The 18,964-nt window shown below is 65.9% G+C and carries 18 protein-coding genes and 2 tRNA genes; 13 read left to right on the top strand and 7 right to left on the bottom strand.

The genetic code is table 11. From position 1 onward, the window contains the following. Positions 1-39: 39 nt before the first annotated feature. Positions 40-116: transfer RNA gene (locus V6D91_RS11100), tRNA-Val, on the bottom strand. Between the two features lie 71 nt (positions 117-187). Further along, a tRNA-Leu gene (locus V6D91_RS11095) sits at positions 188-272 on the bottom strand. A 124-nt stretch (positions 273-396) separates the two neighbouring features. Here V6D91_RS11095 and V6D91_RS11090 point away from each other — a divergent pair. Then, a complete protein-coding gene (locus V6D91_RS11090; protein WP_347320509.1) occupies positions 397-753 on the top strand; it encodes a dihydroneopterin aldolase in 357 nt (118 codons plus the stop codon). Between the two features lie 35 nt (positions 754-788). Beyond that, positions 789-1,955 carry an SAM-dependent methyltransferase gene (locus V6D91_RS11085; protein WP_347320507.1) on the top strand — a complete coding sequence of 389 codons (1,167 nt, stop codon included), beginning with the start codon at positions 789-791 and terminating at the stop codon, positions 1,953-1,955. 16 nt (positions 1,956-1,971) lie between these two features. On the opposite strand, the gene V6D91_RS11080 is transcribed toward V6D91_RS11085, so the two are convergent. The 4 genes from V6D91_RS11080 to V6D91_RS11065 form a co-directional block, all read right to left on the bottom strand. After that, positions 1,972-3,051: a PA0069 family radical SAM protein gene (locus tag V6D91_RS11080; protein WP_347320505.1), complete on the bottom strand. Its 1,080-nt coding sequence runs from the start codon at positions 3,049-3,051 to the stop codon at positions 1,972-1,974. A 59-nt stretch (positions 3,052-3,110) separates the two neighbouring features. Continuing rightward, a complete protein-coding gene (locus tag V6D91_RS11075) occupies positions 3,111-6,233 on the bottom strand; it encodes an efflux RND transporter permease subunit (protein WP_347320503.1) in 3,123 nt (1,040 codons plus the stop codon). Next, positions 6,230-7,321: an efflux RND transporter periplasmic adaptor subunit gene (locus V6D91_RS11070; RefSeq protein WP_347320501.1), complete on the bottom strand. Its 1,092-nt coding sequence runs from the start codon at positions 7,319-7,321 to the stop codon at positions 6,230-6,232. The genes V6D91_RS11075 and V6D91_RS11070 overlap by 4 nt, the downstream gene beginning before the upstream one ends. A gap of 241 nt (positions 7,322-7,562) precedes the next feature. Beyond that, positions 7,563-8,042 (bottom strand): nucleoside deaminase, encoded by a 480-nt coding sequence (locus V6D91_RS11065; protein ID WP_347320499.1) that lies wholly within the window; start codon positions 8,040-8,042, stop codon positions 7,563-7,565. 73 nt (positions 8,043-8,115) lie between these two features. Between V6D91_RS11065 and V6D91_RS11060 the strand changes: the two genes are divergently transcribed. The 3 genes from V6D91_RS11060 (at position 8,116) to V6D91_RS11050 (ending at position 9,257) form a co-directional block, all read left to right on the top strand. Continuing rightward, positions 8,116-8,670, top strand: coding sequence for an XdhC family protein (locus tag V6D91_RS11060; RefSeq protein ID WP_347320497.1), 555 nt, complete (start codon positions 8,116-8,118; stop codon positions 8,668-8,670). Further along, positions 8,667-8,984 carry a multidrug efflux SMR transporter gene (locus V6D91_RS11055; protein ID WP_347320495.1) on the top strand — a complete coding sequence of 106 codons (318 nt, stop codon included), beginning with the start codon at positions 8,667-8,669 and terminating at the stop codon, positions 8,982-8,984. Before V6D91_RS11060 ends, V6D91_RS11055 begins: the two co-directional genes overlap by 4 nt. A gap of 72 nt (positions 8,985-9,056) precedes the next feature. Further along, positions 9,057-9,257: a YjfB family protein gene (locus V6D91_RS11050; protein ID WP_347320493.1), complete on the top strand. Its 201-nt coding sequence runs from the start codon at positions 9,057-9,059 to the stop codon at positions 9,255-9,257. Positions 9,258-9,348: 91 nt separating this feature from the next. Here V6D91_RS11050 and V6D91_RS11045 read toward each other — a convergent pair whose 3' ends face one another. Next, on the bottom strand, positions 9,349-10,575 hold the full coding sequence (locus V6D91_RS11045; protein WP_347320491.1) for a multifunctional CCA addition/repair protein: 1,227 nt from the start codon (positions 10,573-10,575) through the stop codon (positions 9,349-9,351). A 109-nt stretch (positions 10,576-10,684) separates the two neighbouring features. Between V6D91_RS11045 and V6D91_RS11040 the strand changes: the two genes are divergently transcribed. The 8 genes from V6D91_RS11040 to V6D91_RS11005 all read left to right on the top strand — a co-directional run bounded on the left by V6D91_RS11040 (position 10,685) and on the right by V6D91_RS11005 (position 18,899). Continuing rightward, entirely contained in the window at positions 10,685-11,641 is a 957-nt protein-coding gene (locus V6D91_RS11040; RefSeq protein ID WP_347320490.1) for a sigma-54 dependent transcriptional regulator, read from the top strand. A 130-nt stretch (positions 11,642-11,771) separates the two neighbouring features. Next, complete coding sequence (locus V6D91_RS11035) at positions 11,772-12,131, top strand: PilZ domain-containing protein (protein ID WP_347320488.1); 360 nt, start codon at positions 11,772-11,774, stop codon at positions 12,129-12,131. Beyond that, positions 12,128-13,453, top strand: a complete 1,326-nt coding sequence (gene msrA, locus V6D91_RS11030) for a peptide-methionine (S)-S-oxide reductase MsrA (RefSeq protein WP_347320486.1) — start codon at positions 12,128-12,130, stop codon at positions 13,451-13,453. Before V6D91_RS11035 ends, msrA begins: the two co-directional genes overlap by 4 nt. 235 nt (positions 13,454-13,688) lie before the next feature. Beyond that, entirely contained in the window at positions 13,689-15,092 is a 1,404-nt protein-coding gene (locus tag V6D91_RS11025) for a c-type cytochrome (protein WP_347320484.1), read from the top strand. Positions 15,093-15,095: 3 nt separating this feature from the next. Next, entirely contained in the window at positions 15,096-16,340 is a 1,245-nt protein-coding gene (locus V6D91_RS11020) for a hypothetical protein (protein WP_347320482.1), read from the top strand. Between the two features lie 120 nt (positions 16,341-16,460). Further along, entirely contained in the window at positions 16,461-16,766 is a 306-nt protein-coding gene (locus V6D91_RS11015; protein WP_347320480.1) for a cytochrome C, read from the top strand. Positions 16,767-16,779: 13 nt separating this feature from the next. Continuing rightward, positions 16,780-18,195: an NAD(P)/FAD-dependent oxidoreductase gene (locus V6D91_RS11010; protein ID WP_347320478.1), complete on the top strand. Its 1,416-nt coding sequence runs from the start codon at positions 16,780-16,782 to the stop codon at positions 18,193-18,195. Between the two features lie 8 nt (positions 18,196-18,203). Next, complete coding sequence (locus V6D91_RS11005; RefSeq protein WP_347320476.1) at positions 18,204-18,899, top strand: c-type cytochrome; 696 nt, start codon at positions 18,204-18,206, stop codon at positions 18,897-18,899. The last annotated feature ends 65 nt before the right edge of the window (positions 18,900-18,964 follow it).

Raw genomic sequence — 18,964 nt, 5'->3', positions numbered from 1 at the left:
CACAAACGAAAAGGGCGCAGCCTTGGCTGCGCCCGGAATTGGTAGGCGCGATTGGAATCGAACCAACGACCCCCACCATGTCAAGGTGGTGCTCTAACCAGCTGAGCTACGCGCCTGAAATCGAAACCCGGCAGGGCCGGGTCGTCTGGTCATTTGGGAAACCGATCAGATCGCTTTCCGAAATCTTTGGTGCCTAGGAGAGGACTCGAACCTCCACGGTGTTACCCGCTAGTACCTGAAACTAGTGCGTCTACCAATTTCGCCACCTAGGCAATCAGTGGATGCGCATTTTAGAGGGTTCCGCGGGGGTGTCAAGGGGGCTCCGGCAAACAGTGATCTATTTTTTTGCGGCCGGTATAGTGAGCCGCGTCGTCAAGACCCGAGCAAGGCCAACGCATGGACATCGTCTTCATCTCCGATCTGCGCATCGAAACCATCATCGGCATCTATGACTGGGAGCGGGTGACCCCGCAGACCGTGCGCCTGGACCTGGACATGGCCTGGGACAATCGTGCCCCGGCCGAGCATGACGACATTGCCCGCGCGCTGGACTACAAGCAAGTCTCCAAGCGCCTGATCCAGTTCGTCGGTGAGAGTCGCTTCCTGCTGGTCGAGACCTTGGCCGAGCAGGTCGCCGCGATCGTGCGGGACGAATTCGGCAGCCCCTGGGTTCGCGTGCGCGTGACCAAGCCGGGGGCGGTGAAGGGCGCAGCCGGGGTGGGCGTACAGATCGAGCGGGGCAGCCGGCTGTGAGGTGCGAGACTCCGCGTGCGCGGCGGAACGATGGGTTGCCCCCCCTCCCGCCCGAGGTCTTGGCGCACGGCGAGCAGGTGCTCAAGCACCTGCAAGGCCGCATCGAGGCGGCAGGAGGGGCGCTGGATTTCGCCGACTTCATGCGCGAGGCGCTGTACGCGCCGGGGCTGGGGTACTACGCGGCGGGACTGCCGAAGTTCGGCGCGGCAGGGGACTTCGTTACCGCTCCCGAGGTCTCGCCGCTGTTCGGCCGAGCCCTGGCGCGGCAGGTGGCGGAGGTGCTGGAGCGGCTTGGAGCAGGCGACGTGCTGGAGTTCGGCGCCGGGTCCGGAAGGCTTGCGGTCGAGCTTCTGCTCGAGCTGGAGCGGCTCGGTTGCCTGCCTGCGCGCTACCTGATCCTGGATCTCTCTGCGAGCCTGCGTACGGTGCAGCGCGAGCGCCTTGAGGCGTCAGCCCCGCACCTGCTCGAACGGGTGGAGTGGCTCGAGGCCTGGCCCGAGGACTTCACCGGCGTCATCGTCGGCAACGAGGTGCTCGACGCCCTGCCGGTGCGCATCCTCGAGGTCGGCGGGGAGGGGCCGGTGCGCCTGGGCGTGACGCTGGAGGAGGGCAGGCTGGCCTGGACCCGCCTGCCGGCGCTGGACGCGGACCGTGCCGTGCTGGCCGAGATCGAGGCCAGCCGCGGCGAGTCCTTCCCACCCGGTTACCGGGTCGAGTTCCATCCGGAGCTGCCGGGCTGGGTCGCGGGCCTCGCCCATACCCTGCGGCAGGGCGTCGCCTTGCTGTTCGACTACGGCGGTAGTCGGAGCGAGCTGTACGCCCGGGAGCGCTGGATGGGCACCCTGCGCTGCCACCTGCGCCACCATGCGCATGACGACCCGCTGCTCCACCCGGGGCTGCAGGACATCACCGCCTGGGTGGACTTCTCCCGCGTCGCGGCTGCAGCACAGGATGCAGGGCTCGCGGTGCTCGGCTACACCATGCAGGCGCATTTCCTGCTCGGCTGCGGCCTGGCCGAGGTCTACGAGCAGGCCTTCGCCAAGGCTGGGGGTGAGGCCGAGCAGCTGCGTCTGGCGCAGGGCTTCAAGACCCTGATGATGCCGGGCGAGATGGGCGAGCGCTTCAAGGTCATCGCCCTGGGCCAAGGCGTGGACGGCCCGCTTGCGGGCTTCACCCTGCGGGACTTCCGCGACCGGTTGTAAGGCCGCCTTGCCAGTCTTATTCGAACAGCCCCATCTGTCCTGTCGTGTCCGGCACCCTGAAGTGTGAGACGTCCAGCGGCGGCAGGTGCCCGAAGCCGAGCCGGCGGCGGGCGATGTCGAAGCGCTTGCGCAACAGCTCCGCCCACAGTCCACGGCCGGCCATGCGTTCGCCGAACGCGGACTGATAGGCCTTTCCGCCGCGCATCTCACGCAGGCGTGACCAGACATGCTCCGCGCGCAGCGGGGCGTGCGTCTGCAACCACTCCGCGAACAGCCCCTCCAAGTCGTGCGGCAGGCGCAGCAGGACATAGCCTGCGCTCTCGGCGCCCGCCTCGCGGCTGCGTTCGAGGATGGCCTCCAGCTCGTGGTCGGTCAGCGCGGGGATGACGGGCGCCACCAGCACCCCGACCGGCACTCCAGCCTCGCGCAGGCGGGCGATGGCCGCGAGTCGGCGCTCCGGGCGCGCCGCGCGCGGTTCCATGCGCCGGCACAGCTCGTCATCCAGGGTGGTGATCGACAGCATCACCTGCACCAGGTTGCGCTGCGCCATGCGGGCGAGGATGTCGAGATCACGCTCGATCAGTGCGGACTTGGTGACGATCGACACCGGATGACCGAAATCCTCCAGCACCTCCAGCACGCGGCGCGTCAGTTGGGTGCGGCGCTCGACCGGCTGCCAGCCGTCGGTGTTGATGCCAAGCGCGAGTGGCTGGCAGCGGTAGCCAGGTTTCGACAGCTCCTTGCGCAGCAGCATGGGCGAGTCCGGCTTGTGGAACAGGCGGGTCTCGAAATCGAGGCCGGGCGATAGGCCAAGATAGGCATGGGTTGGGCGGGCGAAACAGTACACGCAGCCATGCTCGCAGCCGCGGTAGGGGTTCACCGAGCGGTCGAAGCCGACGTCGGGCGACTGGTTGAAGCTGATCACGCTGCGCGCGGTGTCGATCCCAAGCGTGGTGGTCGGTCCGGGTTCTTCGCTCAGGGCGTCGAGCAGCCCCCAGCCGTCGTCTTCCAGCGTGCTGGAGTACGCGCTGTAGCGGTTGTCCGGGTTGGAGAGGGCGCCGCGCCCGCGCGGCGGCTTGGGAGGGATGATTGCCATGCCATCAGGATCGGTTGAATGCCCATTGGACGGTCCGCCTCCCTCCGGGTTCCAGACGATCAGGCCGTCTCGCCGGCAAACGCCGCGCGCCCCTTCACCGTCCTGAACCAGACCGTGTACAGCGCCGGCAGGAACAGCAGGGTCAGCACGGTGGCGACGAACAGGCCGCCCATGATCGCCACCGCCATGGGGCCGAAGAACACGCTCTGCGAGAGCGGGATCATGGCCAGGATGGCGGTCAGGGCGGTGAGCATGATGGGCCGGAAGCGACGCACGGCGGCCTCGATCACCGCCTGCTGAGGCACCAAGCCCTCGCGGATATTGCGCTCGATCTGGTCCACCAGGATCACCGAGTTGCGCATGATCATGCCCGAGAGGGCGATGGTGCCGAGCATGGCGACAAAGCCGAACGGGCGGTCGAACACAAGCAGGAACAGCGCCACGCCGATCAGGCCGAAGGGCGCGGTCACCAGCACCATGGCGGTGCGCGACAGGCTTTGCAGCTGGATCATCAGCAGGGTCAGCATGGCGACGATGAACACCGGGAAACTCGCGCCGATGGAGGCGTTGCCCTTGGCGCTCTCCTCCACCGTGCCGCCGGTCTCGATGCGGAAACCGGGCGGCAGACGGGCGCGGATCGGTTCGAGCAGGGGCTCGATCTCGGCGGTCACGGTCGGGGCCTGGATGTGGGTGTAGATGTCGCCGCGCACGGTGATGGTCGGGACGCGGTTGCGGTGCCAGACGATGCCCTCCTCCGGCACGTACTCGATACGCGCGACCTGGGAGAGTGGCACGCGGGTGCCCTGGGTGGTCGGCAGGTTCAGGCCGGCGAGGAGGCTTAGGCGCTCGCGCTCCTCCATGCCCCCGCGCAGCAGGATGGGGATGGTCTGGTCGCGCTCGCGGAACTCGCCGACGGGGATGCCGTTGAGGGCCTGCTGCACGGCCTGGGCGATCTGCGCGCGGGTGAGGCCGAGACTGATGGCCTGGGGCGTGTCGATCTTCAGCACGATGCCCTTCACCCGTTCGGTCCAGTCCAGATGCACATTCACCAGGTGAGGGTGGGCGCGCATCACCGCCGCCACCTCTTCGGCGATCTTGCGCAGCTGCCCAAGGTCGTCGCCCGAGACGCGGAACTGCACCGGGTAGCCGACCGGGGGGCCGTTCTCCAGACGGATCACCCGCCCGCGCACCGCGGCAAACTCGCTGCCCTCATCGAGCAGGGTGATCAGCTTGCCGCGCAGGGCCTCCCGGTCGGGAATGCTCTTGGTGGTGATGACGAACTGGGCGAAGCCGATGTCGGGCAGCTGCTGGTCAAGCGGCAGGTAGAAGCGCGGCGAGCCTTCACCCACGTAGGCCACGTAGTTGTCGATGTGCTGGCGCTGGGTGGCAAGGAAGCCTTCGAGCTTGTGGCTGACCGCCTGGGTGGCCGCCAGCGACGCGCCCTCCGGCAGCTTGAGGTCGACGATCAGCTCCAGCCGGGTGGCGTCGGGGAAGAATTGCTTCTCGACCAGGCCAAACAGGCCGATGGAGCCGATAAAGGCGGCCACGGTAAGCACGATCACCCGCACAGGGTGCCGCACACAGGCCTCGATCAGGCGGCGGAAGCGGGCGAGGAAGCGCTCGGCGAGGGCGTGCTGGGCCGTGGTGATGGGCGCAAGCCAACGGCCGATGGGGCCGGGCGGGCGCCTGGCCGCGCCGCGCTCCGCCAGCAGATGGTAGCCAAGGTAGGGGATGACGATGACCGCGGCCAGCCAGGAGAGCAGCAGGGCGATGGTCACCACCTGGAAGATCGAGCGGGTGAACTCGCCCACCGAGGACTGCGCCAGGGCGATCGGCAGAAAGCCCGCCGCGGTGATCAGGGTGCCGGTCAGCATCGGGAAGGCGGTGGTGGTGTAGGCGAAGCTCGCCGCCTTCATCCGCTCCATGCCCTCGTGCATCTTCACCGCCATCATCTCCACCGCGATGATCGCATCGTCCACCAACAACCCCAGGGCGAGGATCAGGGAGCCGAGCGAGATCTTGTGCAGGCCGATGTCGAACAGGTGCATGACCAGGAAGGTGCCGGCCAGCACCAGCGGGATGGACAGGGCCACCACCAGCCCTGCGCGCAGGCCGAGGCTCAGAAAGCTCACCGCCAGCACGATCACCACGGCCTCGGCGACCACCTTGAGGAACTCGTTGATCGAGCGCTTGACGGCCGCCGGCTGGTCGTTGACCCGATGCAGCGCCATGCCCACCGGCAGCTGCTGTTCGATCCGCGCCATGGCCGCCTCCAGGGCGCGGCCAAGGGCGATCACATCCCCGCCCTTGCGCATGGCCACGCCGATGCCGAGGGCCGGCTCGCCCATGAAGCGGAACAGGGCGGGGGGCGGATCCTCGTAGCCGCGTTTGATCTCGGCCACCTCGCCCAGGCGCAGGGTGTGGCCGTCGATGCGGATCGGCAGCTCGCGCAGGTCATCGAGGGTGCGGAACGCCCCGTCGGGGCGCACGAAGATGCGGTCGGTCGGGGTGTGGTAGGCCCCCGTGGCGGCGATGACGTTCTGCCCACGCAGCACCTCGATGAGCTGCGGCACGGAGAAGCCGAGGTTGGCGAGCCGGCTGTTGGAGAGCTCGATGAACACCCGCTCCTTCTGCTCGCCCAGGATCAGCACCTTGGCCACATCCGGGACGCGCAGCAGTTCCTTGCGGATGGCGTCGGCCGCATCCCGCAGCTGGGCGGGGCTGAAGCCATCGCCGGTGAGGGCGAAGATGTTGCCAAAGGTGTCGCCGAACTCGTCGTTGAAGAATGGCCCCTGCACCCCCTCCGGCAGGCTCGCGCGGAGGTCGCCGACCCGTTTGCGGATGTCGTAGAACATCCCCGGCATGGCCATTGAGGGGGCGCTGTCCTTGGCCATGACGAAGATGTTGGCCTCGCCGGGGCGGGAGAAGCTGCGCACGATGTCCACGTGCTCGGTCTCGAGGATGACCTTCTCGATCCGATCCACCACCTGCTGTTCCATCTCGCGCGCCGTGGCCCCGGGCCAGGCGACCTTGACCAGCATGACCTTGAAGGTAAACGGCGGGTCTTCCGACTGGCCGAGCTTGCCGTAACTGAACACCCCCAATGCCAGGGTCAACAGCATCAGGTAGAGCACGAAGCTCGGGTGACGCAGCGCCCAGTCGGAGAGGTTGAAGCCCTTCATGGGGTGCGACCTTTGAACGGGCCATCGTAGGGCACCGGGCGGACGGTCTGGCCCTCACTCAGCCTATGCACCCCGGCGGCTACGACGCGCGCACCTTCGGTCAGGCCGCGCACCAGGAGGCCGTCCTCGCGAAAGGCCAAGACCTCGATCGCGTGCAGGGTCACCCGCTCGTTCGCGTCCAGTACCCAGACGGCGGTGGAGGTCCCCTGCTGGAACAGGGCCGAGGCGGGCAGCCAGTGGGTGGCCTCACCCCGCGCAGCGGGCAGGAGGACTTCGGCAGTGAGGCCAAGGCGCAGATCCTGTGGCGCACCGGGTAGGGCCACCTTCACCAGCACGCTGCGTGTGGCGTCCAGGGCGGGGGCGATCTCGCGCACCTGGCCGTCGCGCAGCGGCTCGGGCGCGGACCCGAGCCGTACCTGGAGCGGTGTGCCCACCGGCATGGCCTGGGCCGTGGCCTCGCCGACCCGCACATGCACCTCGCGCTCGCCATCGTAGGCCACGCTGAACACCGGCTGCCCTGCGGCCACCACCTGGCCGACCTCGGCCGCGACGCGGGTGATGATGCCCGGCCGGTCGGCCAGAAGCTGGGTGTACTGCGCCTGGTTTTCGGCCAGGCTGACTTGGGCACGGGCGGAGCTCACCCGCGCGGTGGCGGCATCGAAGGCGGCCTGGGCCTGGTCGAGGGCCGATTTGCCGATGAACTTCTGCGCGTACAACGGCTTCAGGCGCGCCAGTTCGTTGCGGGCCTGGGTGAGTTCAGCCTCCGCCGCCGCAAGGTTTGCGCGGTGGCTTGCGAGTTGCAGATCGAGGTCGCGGGTGTCCAGCCGCGCCAGCACCTGCTCGGCCTGCACATGGCTGCCAAGCTCGACCCGGCGCTCACTGACCTTGCCTGGGATGCGAAAGCCAAGCGCAGCCTCATGCCGGGCCTGCACGGTGCCGGAGTAGGCCGTGGCCGCAGCCGCGGCCTGTCCGCTCACGGTCCAGACCTGGGCCGGGCGGATGACCTCGCGGGGGGCTTCAGGCTCTTTGCAGGCGGCCAGCGCGGTGAGGAGAATCAAGGCCAGGGCCTTGCGGGCCGGGGAGATCATGTTGGGCGCTCCATAGGGAGGTTAGGTGATGGCTTGGGGAGGTTGAGTTCTCATCAGACCCTTATCGCGGCGACACGTCGCTCCCACCCGCAGCAGTTTCGTAGGAGGCCCGTCCTCGGGCCGATCTGCCGACCAGGTCGCGCCGAGGGCGGCGCTCCTACGACGCCTCGCGTGACCCGTGGGAGCCGCGTGTCGCGGCGATGAGCCATGGAGTCAAGGCTGCAGTGGACGGGGGTGAGCGTCAATAGGGCACGCGGTCCTGCTTCGCCAGCCAGGCATCGAAGGGCTGGGCGGCTTCGGGCAGAGGATGGTGGTGCAGGCAGGTGCAGGCGGCGGGGGAGGGAGCGCCGTAGAGGGTAAGGGCGATGGGGGTGTCGTCGAAGCCGGCGCGGGTGGCCTCTTCGTGGCTGGCGGCGTAGACGATGCGCGGGATATGCGCCCACAGGCTGGTGGCCAGGCACATGGGACAGGGCTCGCAGCTGGTATACAGCACGCAGTCGTCGAGGTGGGGGCGAGCAAGGGTGCGTGCGGCCGCGCGGATGGCGTTCACCTCGGCGTGGGCGCTGGGGTCGCAGTCGCGGGTGACCGTATTCTGTCCGCGCCCGACCACCTGCCCCTGGCGCACGATGACGGCGCCAAACGGCCCGCCGCCCGCCGCGACCGAGGCGGTGGCAAGCTGGATGGCCTCGCGCAGGAAGGATGCATCGTCAGGCGGCGTCATGGTCTTTTCCTCGGGCGGGCTTGTTGAGAGGATAGGCGGCCTGCGATCTTTCTTCACGTCACTGGAGCCGTTCGTGAGCGAACCCGTTGTCCCCCAGGTGGTGATTCTCGGCAGCCGGGCCGTGGCCCGCACGCTTGCGGCCTTCGTCGCGGCCATGGGCTGGCCGCTGACGGTGTGGGAGCGGGACGTGGGCGAGCACGCCTGGCCCGCGGGTACGCGCACGGTGGCCCGGGTGTTCAGCGAAGCGCCCGAACCCTTGCCTGCCCACACCTTTGCCGTCATCGCACGTGGACATGAGGGCGACCCGGAGTCGGTCGAGGCCCTGCTACGTGCCGGCGCAGAGCGGGTCTTTCTGGTGGCCTCGGCCCGGCGGGCCGAGGGCGTGCTCGAGCAGGTGGCCCGGCGGCTGGAAGATTCCGCCCTGCTTGCGCGCGTGTCAGCCCCGGCTGGGCTTGACCTGGGTGGGCAGGAGACGGCGGCCATCGCCCTCTCTCTGGTGGCCGAGATGCAGTGGCGTGCCGCAGGCGGCCTGGGTGAGCTGCGCCCGCTGACCGAGCTGCGCGCCGCGCGCCTCGAGCGCAGCCGTACTGGCCAGCGCGATCTTGCCTGCCCGGGACAGCGCGCATGAGCTGGGCCTACCTCTTGATTGCCGCCCTGTTCGAGATCGGCTGGCCGGTCGGCTACAAGCTCTCCACCCTGCCCGGCCTGCGCTGGATCGGGCTGGGTGTGGCCCTGGTGTGCATTATCCTGAGTGGCATCTTTCTCTGGCTGGCGCAGCGTGAGATCCCGATCGGCACGGCCTACGCGGTGTGGACCGGCCTGGGCGCGGCGGGGACCTTCCTCGTGGGCATGGCGTTCTTTGGCGAGCCGGCCAGCCTTATGCGTTATCTCGGGGTGATCCTGATCCTCTCCGGGGTGATCGTGCTCAAGCTGGCGGGTTGAGGGGATCACTGGTTTCTCGGCCCCTGAACTACGCTATGCTCTAATTAATTCAGCTCTTGATGGAGAGAAACCGTGGAGACCAACAACCTCACCGCTTACGCCACGGATGTCTCGACCGCCCGCATGCTGCAGTCCGTGGACATCGCCATGCAGAAAAAGGCCATGGAGATTCAGGAGCAGACCGCAGCCCAATTGATCCAGGCGATCCCGCCGCAGCCGAACCCGGCGGCCAATCCGCCGAACCTTGGCCAGAACGTGGACTACTTCGCCTGAGAAAGCCCTGAATAAAGGGTTCTTACCTCCCCCTTGAGGGGGAGGGGTAGGGGAGAGGGTGGTCACCTGTTGAAGTTCTAATCCCCTCTGCTTACACATGCTCGCCCTTTAGCTGCTTCAGAGCTTTGATCCGTTCCTGCGCCAGGGCCCGCCCCAGCGCCTCCCCACGCAAGCCCTTCTCCAACAGCGGCTGAACCGCCACCCTCTTGACCACCGCGAGTGCCTGGCGCAGGAACGCCGCCTGCGGGTAGGGGCGATCCTCGAAGCCCGTCCGCCCTCGGGCATCGGCCTCGCAGGCGAGCAGGAAGTGCGCGAAGCGCTCCGGGCGGCGCAGGGCATCCAGACCTTCGAGCAGCTTGAGCAGGGTGGAGGGGCGCAGCTCGAAGGCCTTGTGCGCATGGGTGTGCCAGCGCGCGGTCATGATCGCCAGGTCGCGGTCATGCGCCGGCAGGCGCAGGCGCTCGGCCAGGCGCTCCACAAGCTGCGCGCCACGGCGCTCATGGCCGTAGTGATGGGGCCAAAGCTCGCGGGGCGTGCTGCCCTTGCCCAGATCGTGCAGCAGGGCGGCAAGGCGGGTGGGGCCATCCGCGCCCAGGCGCACCGCCTGCTGCAGCACCATCAGGCTGTGCAGGCCGGTGTCGATCTCTGGGTGATGCTGCTCAGGCTGGGGCACGCCGAACAGGGCATCGAGCTCCGGCAGCAGGCGCGCCAGTGCCCCGGTCGCGCGCAGTACCTCGAAGAAGCGGGCGGGATGATCGGTGGCCAGCGCCTTGACGATCTCCTGCCACACCCGTTCTGGCACCAGGGCATCGATCTCGCCGTTTTCGACCATTTGGCGCAGCAGGGCGAGGGTCTCATCTGCCACGCGAAAGCCTAAGGGGGCGAAGCGCGCGGCGAAGCGGGCCACGCGCAACAGGCGTACCGGGTCCTCGACGAAGGCGGGGGAGACATGGCGCAGCAGGCGGGCCTCGAGATCCTTGCGCCCGCCGAAGGGGTCGATCAGCTGGCCATCCTCGGCCTGGGCGATGGCATTGATGGTCAGATCGCGGCGAGCCAGGTCTTCCTCCAGGGTCACATCCGGCGCGGCATGCACGGTAAAGCCATGGTAACCCCGCCCGGACTTCCGTTCGGTGCGGGCCAGGGCGTATTCTTCCTGGGTGTCGGGATGGAGGAACACGGGGAAGTCCTTGCCGACCGGGCGGAAGCCTTGTGCCAGCATCGCCTCCGGGGAGGCGCCCACCACGACGTAGTCGCGCTCCCGCACGGGCAGGCCGAGCAAGGCGTCGCGTACCGCGCCGCCGACCAGATAGATCTTCATTCCCCGAATAGTCTCCAATGAAAACACACGGTTGTGGTATAAAATTGAGTTATATCGCTCAGTCGCATGGCATACTGTGCCCAACAGTTTGCTTGATGTGGAGGCTCGCATGAACTCCTTTGCACGCATCGTCACCCAGTCCCCGCTGCTGGAAACCGTCATCCGTTCCGCGCAGATCGTCGCCCGCACGGATGTGACCGTGCTGTTAACCGGCGAGACCGGCACCGGCAAGGATCTGATGGCCCGCGCCCTGCATGAAGCCAGCCCGCGGGCGGATGGCCCCTTCGTCGCGCTCAACTGCGCCGCCCTGCCGGAGTCGCTGGTCGAGTCCGAACTGTTCGGCCACAAGCGCGGTGCCTTCACCGGTGCGCTGGAGGATCGCCCGGGTCATGTGCGCAGCGCGCACGGTGGCACCCTCTTCCTCGACGAGGTGGGCGAACTGCCGCTGGCCGCACAGGCCAAGCTGCTGCGTTTCCTCGAGTCGGGCGAGTGCATGCCGGTGGGCGACAGCCGGGTGGTGAATGTGGATGTGCGGGTGATCGCCGCCACCCACCAGGATCTTGCCGCGCTGGTGCGCGAAGGGCGTTTCCGCGAGGACCTCTACTACCGCCTGCAGGTGGTGCCGCTGGAACTGCCCGCCCTGCGCGAGCGTAGCGGTGATATCGACATGCTGCTCAACCGTTTCCTGCTGCACTTCGCCGGCGAGCATGGAGTGCCGATGCCGCAGCTTTCCCAGGAGGTGCGCGCCGTTCTGCGTCGCCACCGCTGGCCGGGCAACGTGCGCGAGCTCCGCAACCTGGCCGAGCGCCTGGTGGTCCTGTTCCACGGCCGCACCGTGGAGCTGGGCAACCTGCCGCGCGACATCACCCAGGCCGCGGCCAAGGTGACCATGGGGGGCAATGGCTTCCTCCTGCCGGAGGAGGGGGTCGACCTTGAATGGCTGGAGTCGGAGATGATCCGCCAGGCTCTGGAGCGTTCGCGCGGCAACAAGAGCCGTGCTGCCCGCCTGCTCGGCATCACCCGCGACACGCTGCTCTACCGCCTCAAGAAATTCTCCCTGGCCTGACGGGCCGCGCCGGGCATGGTCTTCCATGCCCGTTTTCACCATGCCTGCCACCAAAAGCCTTCTGGGCTGCTAAGGTATCTTCTGTACCCACCTCGAAGACCGGGCCATGCGGCCTGGAAGGATGGCGCGGATGGTCGAACAGGCTCATGACGCACATCGAGATGCGCGTCGGCGTCATTGGGTCACCGCTGTTCAGGTGATCGATCTTGCCACGCACACGGCGGTGCAGTGCCGATCGCTCGATGTCTCCGAAACGGGCGTGCGGCTGGTGAGCCCAACGCCCTTCACCCCTGAAGCCTTCGTCCTTTTGACCTTGCACCTTCCCGGGGTGCCGGGCCTGTTTGACCTGCATGGTCAGATCCGCTGGTGCGAAAAGCGGGCCGAGGATTATCTCGTCGGCGTGGTGGTCGATCTTGCCACGGCCGAGATTTCCCATGTCCCCCGTCCGGGGTTCTGGGCGCGCCTGAAAAAGCGCCTGGGTTGGAGATGACCGGGAACATTGGCAGGGTGCCATGGTCTCCCGTGAAATGGCACAGGGGCATGATCATGGGCTCAATGATTCTTTTCTTGATCGGTTTTTTAGGCATGAGCGCTTCGATGCAGATACAGGCGGCAAGCTCGGAATCCATCGTTCTGGGGATGGGGTGCTTCTGGGGGGCGGAGAAGCGCATGTCCGAGATCCCGGGGGTGCTGGATGTCGAGTCCGGTTATGCCGGCGGCGACGCGGAAAAGGCGGGCTACTACGACGTGCTCGGCCTTGAGAAGGAACTCCGGCGAGGCGCAGCCCGGATGCGGAACCACGCCGAGGTGGTGAAGGTGACCTTCGATCCGGCCCGGGTGAGCCTTGAAACCATCCTCGCCCGCTTTTGGGAGAACCATGACCCGACCCAGGGCGACCGGCAGGGCAACGACGTCGGCAGCAATTACCGCAGCGCCATCTACTACACCTCCGAGGCGCAGAAGGCAGTGGCGCTGAAGACGCGCGAGGTCTACCAAGCGGCGCTCACTCAGGCCGGATTCGGACGCATCACCACCGAAATCGCCCCGCTGCGCAACTACAACCGCGCCGAGGACGAGCATCAGGACTACCTGAAGAAGCATCCCCAGGGCTATTGCGGCCTGGGCGGGACCGGCGTGGCCTATCCGGGCGGTTCGACCAGGACCGCGCCGCCCCCGTTGGATGCGGCCAAGCTGAATTTCGACCGCCAGCTGATCGTGTTCGAGGCGGAAGCCTGCCCGTTCTGCAAGCAGTTCCATGCCGAGGTCCTGGACGGATGGAAGGCCGCAACGCCGGTGGTTGCGACCCTCAATTCGAACCCGCCCAAGGGGTGGAGGCTCGAGAAGGCGCTGTTCGCCACCCCCACCATCGTGCTGTTTGAAAAGGGCAGGGAGGTCTCGCGCTATACCGGCTACAACGGCGACAAGGAGCGCTTCTGGAAGTGGCTCGGCTTCCAGCTGCTGTCGCCGGAGCAGCAGCGGATCGCCTTCGAGCAGGGGACCGAGCGCCCCTTCACCGGCTCGCACCTGGACGAAAAGCGCCCGGGGACCTTCGTCGACCCCATCACCGGCGCGCCGCTGTTCCGCTCGGATGCCAAGTTTGACAGCGGCACGGGCTGGCCGAGTTTCTTCAACCCCGTCGAGGGGGCGATCACGCTGCACGAGGATCTTTCGCACGGCATGCGCCGCGTCGAGGTGCGTAGCGCAAGCTCGGGCATCCATCTTGGCCATGTGTTCGACGATGGTCCGCCACCGACCCACAAGCGCTACTGCATCAATGGCAATGTGCTGAAGTTTGTCCCGGATCAGGACTGACGCAGGCCCAGGTTTCTGGCTGACGCGAGGCGACCTTCAGGTCGCCTTTCTGATGTGTGCGCCCGCGGATGTGTGAAATGACACAGCTTTGCTTGCGTCATATGCCGCAGTCATAGGGAAGTTTGCGCGGCATATCGATTAAAAATCAGTGGCTTAGGTTTTGGCATAAAGGATGCTTTTGGGTTTGTTGACCGGCTTATGGCCGGGTACATCCCATACAACCTAGGAGTCACGCATGGACCTGATCGGTCTTTATCCCACCTGGTACGAGCCGGGGATCGGGAGCGGCTGGGTGGTCGGCCTCATCGCCACCGTCCACGTGCTGTTCTCGCACACCTCGGTCGGTGCTGCGCTGTTCTTCATGGCCCTCGCGACCATCGCCTACCGGCAGAACAGGCCGGAGCTTCTTGACTTCATCAAGAAGTACGGCCTGTTCCTGCTGGTGTTCTCGTACGTCTTGGGCTCCATCACCGGCCCCGGCATCTGGTACTCCACCACGGTGGCTAGCCCGCGCGGCATTTCGGCCCTGATCCACAGCTTCGTGTGGAAGTGGGCGACCGAGTGGGTGTTCTTCGTCATCGAGGTGGTCGGGGTCTACATGGTCACCTACCTGGTCGGTAAGGTCGATCAGAAAACCCACCTGCGTCTGACCATCATCCTGGGCCTGGCTTCCTACACCACGATGATGATCATCCTCGGGATCCTGAGCTTCATGATGTGGCCGGGCAAGGAGGCGTGGTTCGCCGAGGGCGGCTACCTGAAGGGCTTCTATGGCAGCAACACCTTCGCCCAGCTGGCCATGCGCACGGCCTTCATGTTCGCCATCACCGCCGTGGTGGGCAGCATCATCACCGCAGGCTTCAAGGATCAGGCCTTCCGTGCCCAGATGAACCGCTGGCTGGCCATCATGGGCATCGTAGCGACCGTGATCGGTGCATCCCTGTTTGGCTGGTACCTGGACACCCTGCCCGAAACCGCCCATCTGGTGATGGAAAACCGTCTGCCCGCGTGGTTCTCCACCAGCCTGTATGCCGTGCTCGGCGGTATGTTGGCCTACTTCGCCTTCATGCTGCTGACCCCGCGCATGATCACCACCGCCGTGGCCGGGGTGGCCACCGTGGCCATGCTGGTGTTCGGCCTGTGGCCGGAGGAAGTGGCGCGCGAGTCCATCCGCAAGCCCTATGTCGCCGGTCAGTACGTGTACTCCAACCAAGTCATCGCACGCGATGTGCCGGGCATGGGCATCAAGAGCGAAATCCCGGTACTGGAGGCGCATGGCTGGTTGAAGACCGATGTGTTCATGCCGGTGGAATTGCGTGAGGTCACCCCCCACAACGCCGCGCGCGTGGGCGAGGCGCTGGCCATTACCATGTGCTCCAACTGCCATTCGCTCTCTGAGACTGGCATCCGTCCGCTCAAGAACTACCTGGGTGGCAATACCGACGTGGGGGCGATCAAGACCTATCTGCAGGCTGCCCTCACCACGGGCAACACCCTGTACATGCCGAAGATGCCGATGAAGGACGAGGAGGCTGAGGCCTTGGCCGTATACCTCGCCACCCTCACCGACAAGACCGTGGCCAGCCGCTACGCCGCCGAGAAAGGCGCCGTGGCCCAGGCCGTATCCACCAAGGAGTAACCCGTGGACGCACAAGCCCTGTATGCCCTGCGGGACGTCGCCGGCGTCCCCACCCACCCGGTGGTCTTTCTGATCCTCGGGGTGGTGACCTTTGCCCTGCACATTGCCGCTGTGCAGATCATGCTCGGCGCCTCCGGCCTCACCATCTGGGGCGCGCTGAGCCAGGATGCGCACAAGCGCCGTCTGGCCCAGTCCATGGTCATGGTGGCCAAGTTCATGCTCTCGGTCGCCATCCTGGTCGGGGTCGCGCCACTGCTGTTCGTGCAGGTGATCTACGACCCCTTCTGGTACACCTCCAACGTGCTCTCCGCCTGGTGGGTGATCGGTTTCATCATCATCCTCACCGTGGCGGCCTTGCTGTGGTTCTTCTTCAATGCCAAGAACTACAAGCTTGGGGATGCCTCCCAGAAGGTCTTCTGCCCCGGTTCGGCCATCCTCGCCGTGGCCCTGCTGCTGGTGGTGGGCTTCATCATGCACGTGCTGACCAACCAGATGCTCTCGCCGGAGAAGTGGCTGGAGTGGTATGCACCGGGTGGGGTGATCGACTCTTCCGGCCGCAGCCTGCATGACTTCAACCTGGCGCGTTTCCTGTTCTTCATCAGCCTGAGCGTGCCGGTCATCGGCGCGGTGCTGGTGGGCTATCGTCGCTTCTACCTGCCGCGCCTGGGCGATGAATCCCTGAAGATGAGCCGTGAATACCTCGACTGGACGGGGCGCCTCGGGCAAAGCCTGATCCTGTTCGGCGGGGTGGTCAGCGTGGTCATCGGCGCCTGGTGGATGGCCACCCTCCCGGAAAAGGCTGCGGGCTTCGCCCTCTCCCCGTGGGTCATCGTCTCCCTGGCCATGCTGCTTGCGACCGTCGGCTTTGCCCAATGGGTGCGCATGGGGCGCATGGATACCCTCTGGGCCTATGCCGTGTTGCCCGTGGGTGCCGTGGCCCTGATTGTGGTCGCCGCGGCGCGTGAGGCCCTGCGCTGGAGCATCCTGATGGGTGTGCATGGCTACAACGCCATGGATTACCCCATCAACATGGACTGGTACAGCACCATCCTGTTCTTCGTCACCTTCCTGATTGTCGGTGGCGGAGCGCTGGCCTACATGGTGACCGTGGCTTGGAAGGCCGGGCAGACCGCAGGAGTCTACACCCCCAGCCCCTTCATCACCCGGATGGGCAATATCGCCATCGGCCTGATCGTGCTGTGGATCGTCCAGTACTTTGCTGTGGGTTTCTATACCTGGCTGAGTTAATAAAACTTATCCATGTATAAATAAATAAATACCCATAAGACTTGATCCCCGTGGGCGCAGATAGAAAAATGCGCCCGCATTTATGCACCCATTAAAAACCCAAACGAAACGGGGTATTGAATGTTCAAAAAAATAACCCTCGGCCTGGTTCTGGCCGGTTCGATGACGGGGGGCTTGGCTTCAGCCGAGCCCAGTGGCGAGATGTTGGCGCAGACCTGCGCGGGCTGCCATGGAACGCAGGGGAGGCTGCAGCACGCCTCGGCGTTCATGCCGCTGGCGGGGATGAGTGAGGCGAGCTTTGTGAAGGCCATGCAGGACTTTCAGAGCGGTGCGCGGCCGAACACGCTGATGGGCCCGATTGCGAAGGGTTTCAGTGAAGCCGAGATTCGGTCGATGGCATCGTACTTTGCCAAGCAGCCGAAGTGAGGGAGGGGAGAAGATGAACAACACTGTGAACGCCTTGGAGCGTCGTCACTTCCTCAAGCTTCTGGGCGCCTCGGCGCTGGCGGGGGCTGGGATCTCGGGCAAGAGCGCCTTTGCGGGTACGCAACCGCACGTGGTGGTGATTGGCGGCGGGGTAGGCGGGGCGACCTTTGCCAAATACCTCAAGCTTGCGGACAAGGGCATCAAGGTCACCATTGTCGAGAAGGAACGCCAGTACCTGCGTCCGTACGGCTCCTCGGAAGTGATCACCGGCCACCTCACGATGCAGGACATCACCATCAGCTATGACGCCCTGCAGAAGAACTACGGCATTGAATTCGTGTTCGACACCGTGACCGGGATCGACTTTGAAGGCAAGGTGGTCAAGACCGCGGGCGGCGTGAACCTCAGCTACGACCGCCTGGTGGTCTCCCCCGGCATCAGCTTCAACTACGCGGCGATCGAAGGTCACAGCGAAGAAGTGGCCAACACCGTCATGCCGCACGCCTGGATCCCGGGCAAGCAGACCGAACTGTTGGCCAAGCAACTCAAGGAACTGCCCAAGGGCGGCACCGTCCTGCTGAGCGTGCCGCAGAACCCCTACCGCTGCCCGCCGGGGCCGTACGAGCGCGCCGGGCTGATTGCCCAGTACCTCAAAGAGCACAACCCGACCGCCAAGGTCATCATCCTCGACGCCAAAGACGGCTTCACCACCGACCTCACCATGCTCCAGGCGTGGAACCGTCTGTACGGCTTCAACATCCCGGAAGGCTTCAAGGGCTACAGCGTGGAAGGCCTGAAGGCGGCCGGCTTCACCGAAGACGAAGCCAAGCGCCAGCTGGCGGCATGGAAACCCATCAAGCACGACAAGCCGGGCATGATCGAATGGGTCATGGGCAGCCAGGGTGGTCGCGTGATCAAGGTCGACCCGTCGACCAAGACCGTCTACACCGAGAGCGGCGAATACAAGGGCGACATGATCAACATCATCCCGCCGCTGAAGGCCGGCAAGCTCGCGCTGGACACCGGCCTTGCGGACAGCACCGGCTGGTGCCCGGTGGACCGCAAGGCCTTCGAGAGCACGCTCCACAAGGGCGTGCACGTGCTTGGCGACTCCAGCATTGCGGATGTGATGCCGAAGTCGGGCTACTCGGCGAACAGCCAGGCCAAGGTCTGCGCGCTGCAGGTCAAGGCGCTGCTGGCGGGTCAGGAGCCTGCGGAGCCGGTGTGGCAGAACACCTGCTACGCCCTGGCGGGGAACCAGACCTACGGCCAGTTCGTGGCGGACGTGTTCCGGATCAAGGACGGCAAGATTGCGCGCATGGCGAACCCGCGCTACCTGCCGCTGGACGCGACCCCGGTGCAGAACAGCCTGGCGGCGCTCTACACCCACGCCTGGATGAAAACCTTCACCGACGATTGCTTTGCATGAGGCCCCTGATGCGCAAGACCCCTCTGATCCTGGGCGGCATGCTGGCCGCCACCCTGAGCTTGCCTGTGCTGGCAGGCGAACATCAAGCCAAGGCTGAACCCTGGAGTCCCGCGACCCTCATGCAGGCCCTGCAGTCCATGCCCAAAGGCGATGCTGCGCGTGGTCAGAAGCTGCACGAAGGGCAGTTCTGTGCCTCCTGTCACGGAACGAAGGGCGAGTCGACCACGGCCAACTGGCCGTCGCTGGTCGGCCAGCGGGCTGAGTACACCTACAAGATGCTGCTCGACTACAAGAGCCATCGCCGTGCCGAAGATGAGCGTGGGCAGCTCATGACGCATGTGGCGCAATTCCTGAGCGAGCAGGACATGGCTGATCTCGCCGCCTTCTATGCGGGCCAGGCGCTGCCTGCCATGCACGGCGGTAAGGACAACGCCGTGGCGGAGAAGCTGGTGCGTCAAGGTGATCCGACTCGTCTGGTGACCCCCTGCGCGGCCTGCCATGGCCTGCAAGGGCAGGGCGGGGTGAATGAGACTCCGGCCCTGGCCGGTATGACGCCGGAGTACTTCGAGCGCACCATGAAGCTGTACCGCGATGGTCAGCGTCACAACGACTCCATGCAGGCCATGCGCGCCTTCGCCAAACCGCTCACCGATGCGGAGATCAGTGCCCTAGCGCGTTACTACGCCAGCCCGGCATCCCATTGATGCATCATCATAAAAATTTATGAGATGATCACAAGGCCCCTCGAGGGCCTTGTGTGTTTCTGGAG

Origin of the sequence: Thiofaba sp. EF100, from assembly GCF_039822285.1 — a bacterium.
Classification (GTDB): Bacteria; Pseudomonadota; Gammaproteobacteria; order Halothiobacillales; family Halothiobacillaceae; genus Thiofaba.
Note: the sequence above shows the minus strand (reverse complement) of the source record. Positions and strands in the feature narration are given on the sequence as shown.

Excerpts from the sequence above, each read along its gene's own strand:
- V6D91_RS11090 (WP_347320509.1), top strand. The coding sequence starts at position 397 with ATGGACATCGTCTTCATCTCCGATCTGCGCATCGAAACCATCATCGGC.
- V6D91_RS11080 (WP_347320505.1), bottom strand. The coding sequence starts at position 3,051 with ATGGCAATCATCCCTCCCAAGCCGCCGCGCGGGCGCGGCGCCCTCTCC.
- V6D91_RS11075 (WP_347320503.1), bottom strand. The coding sequence starts at position 6,233 with ATGAAGGGCTTCAACCTCTCCGACTGGGCGCTGCGTCACCCGAGCTTC.
- V6D91_RS11070 (WP_347320501.1), bottom strand. The coding sequence starts at position 7,321 with ATGATCTCCCCGGCCCGCAAGGCCCTGGCCTTGATTCTCCTCACCGCG.
- V6D91_RS11065 (WP_347320499.1), bottom strand. The coding sequence starts at position 8,042 with ATGACGCCGCCTGACGATGCATCCTTCCTGCGCGAGGCCATCCAGCTT.
- V6D91_RS11055 (WP_347320495.1), top strand. The coding sequence starts at position 8,667 with ATGAGCTGGGCCTACCTCTTGATTGCCGCCCTGTTCGAGATCGGCTGG.
- V6D91_RS11045 (WP_347320491.1), bottom strand. The coding sequence starts at position 10,575 with ATGAAGATCTATCTGGTCGGCGGCGCGGTACGCGACGCCTTGCTCGGC.
- V6D91_RS11040 (WP_347320490.1), top strand. The coding sequence starts at position 10,685 with ATGAACTCCTTTGCACGCATCGTCACCCAGTCCCCGCTGCTGGAAACC.
- V6D91_RS11035 (WP_347320488.1), top strand. The coding sequence starts at position 11,772 with ATGGTCGAACAGGCTCATGACGCACATCGAGATGCGCGTCGGCGTCAT.
- msrA (WP_347320486.1), top strand. The coding sequence starts at position 12,128 with ATGACCGGGAACATTGGCAGGGTGCCATGGTCTCCCGTGAAATGGCAC.
- V6D91_RS11025 (WP_347320484.1), top strand. The coding sequence starts at position 13,689 with ATGGACCTGATCGGTCTTTATCCCACCTGGTACGAGCCGGGGATCGGG.
- V6D91_RS11015 (WP_347320480.1), top strand. The coding sequence starts at position 16,461 with ATGTTCAAAAAAATAACCCTCGGCCTGGTTCTGGCCGGTTCGATGACG.
- V6D91_RS11010 (WP_347320478.1), top strand. The coding sequence starts at position 16,780 with ATGAACAACACTGTGAACGCCTTGGAGCGTCGTCACTTCCTCAAGCTT.
- V6D91_RS11005 (WP_347320476.1), top strand. The coding sequence starts at position 18,204 with ATGCGCAAGACCCCTCTGATCCTGGGCGGCATGCTGGCCGCCACCCTG.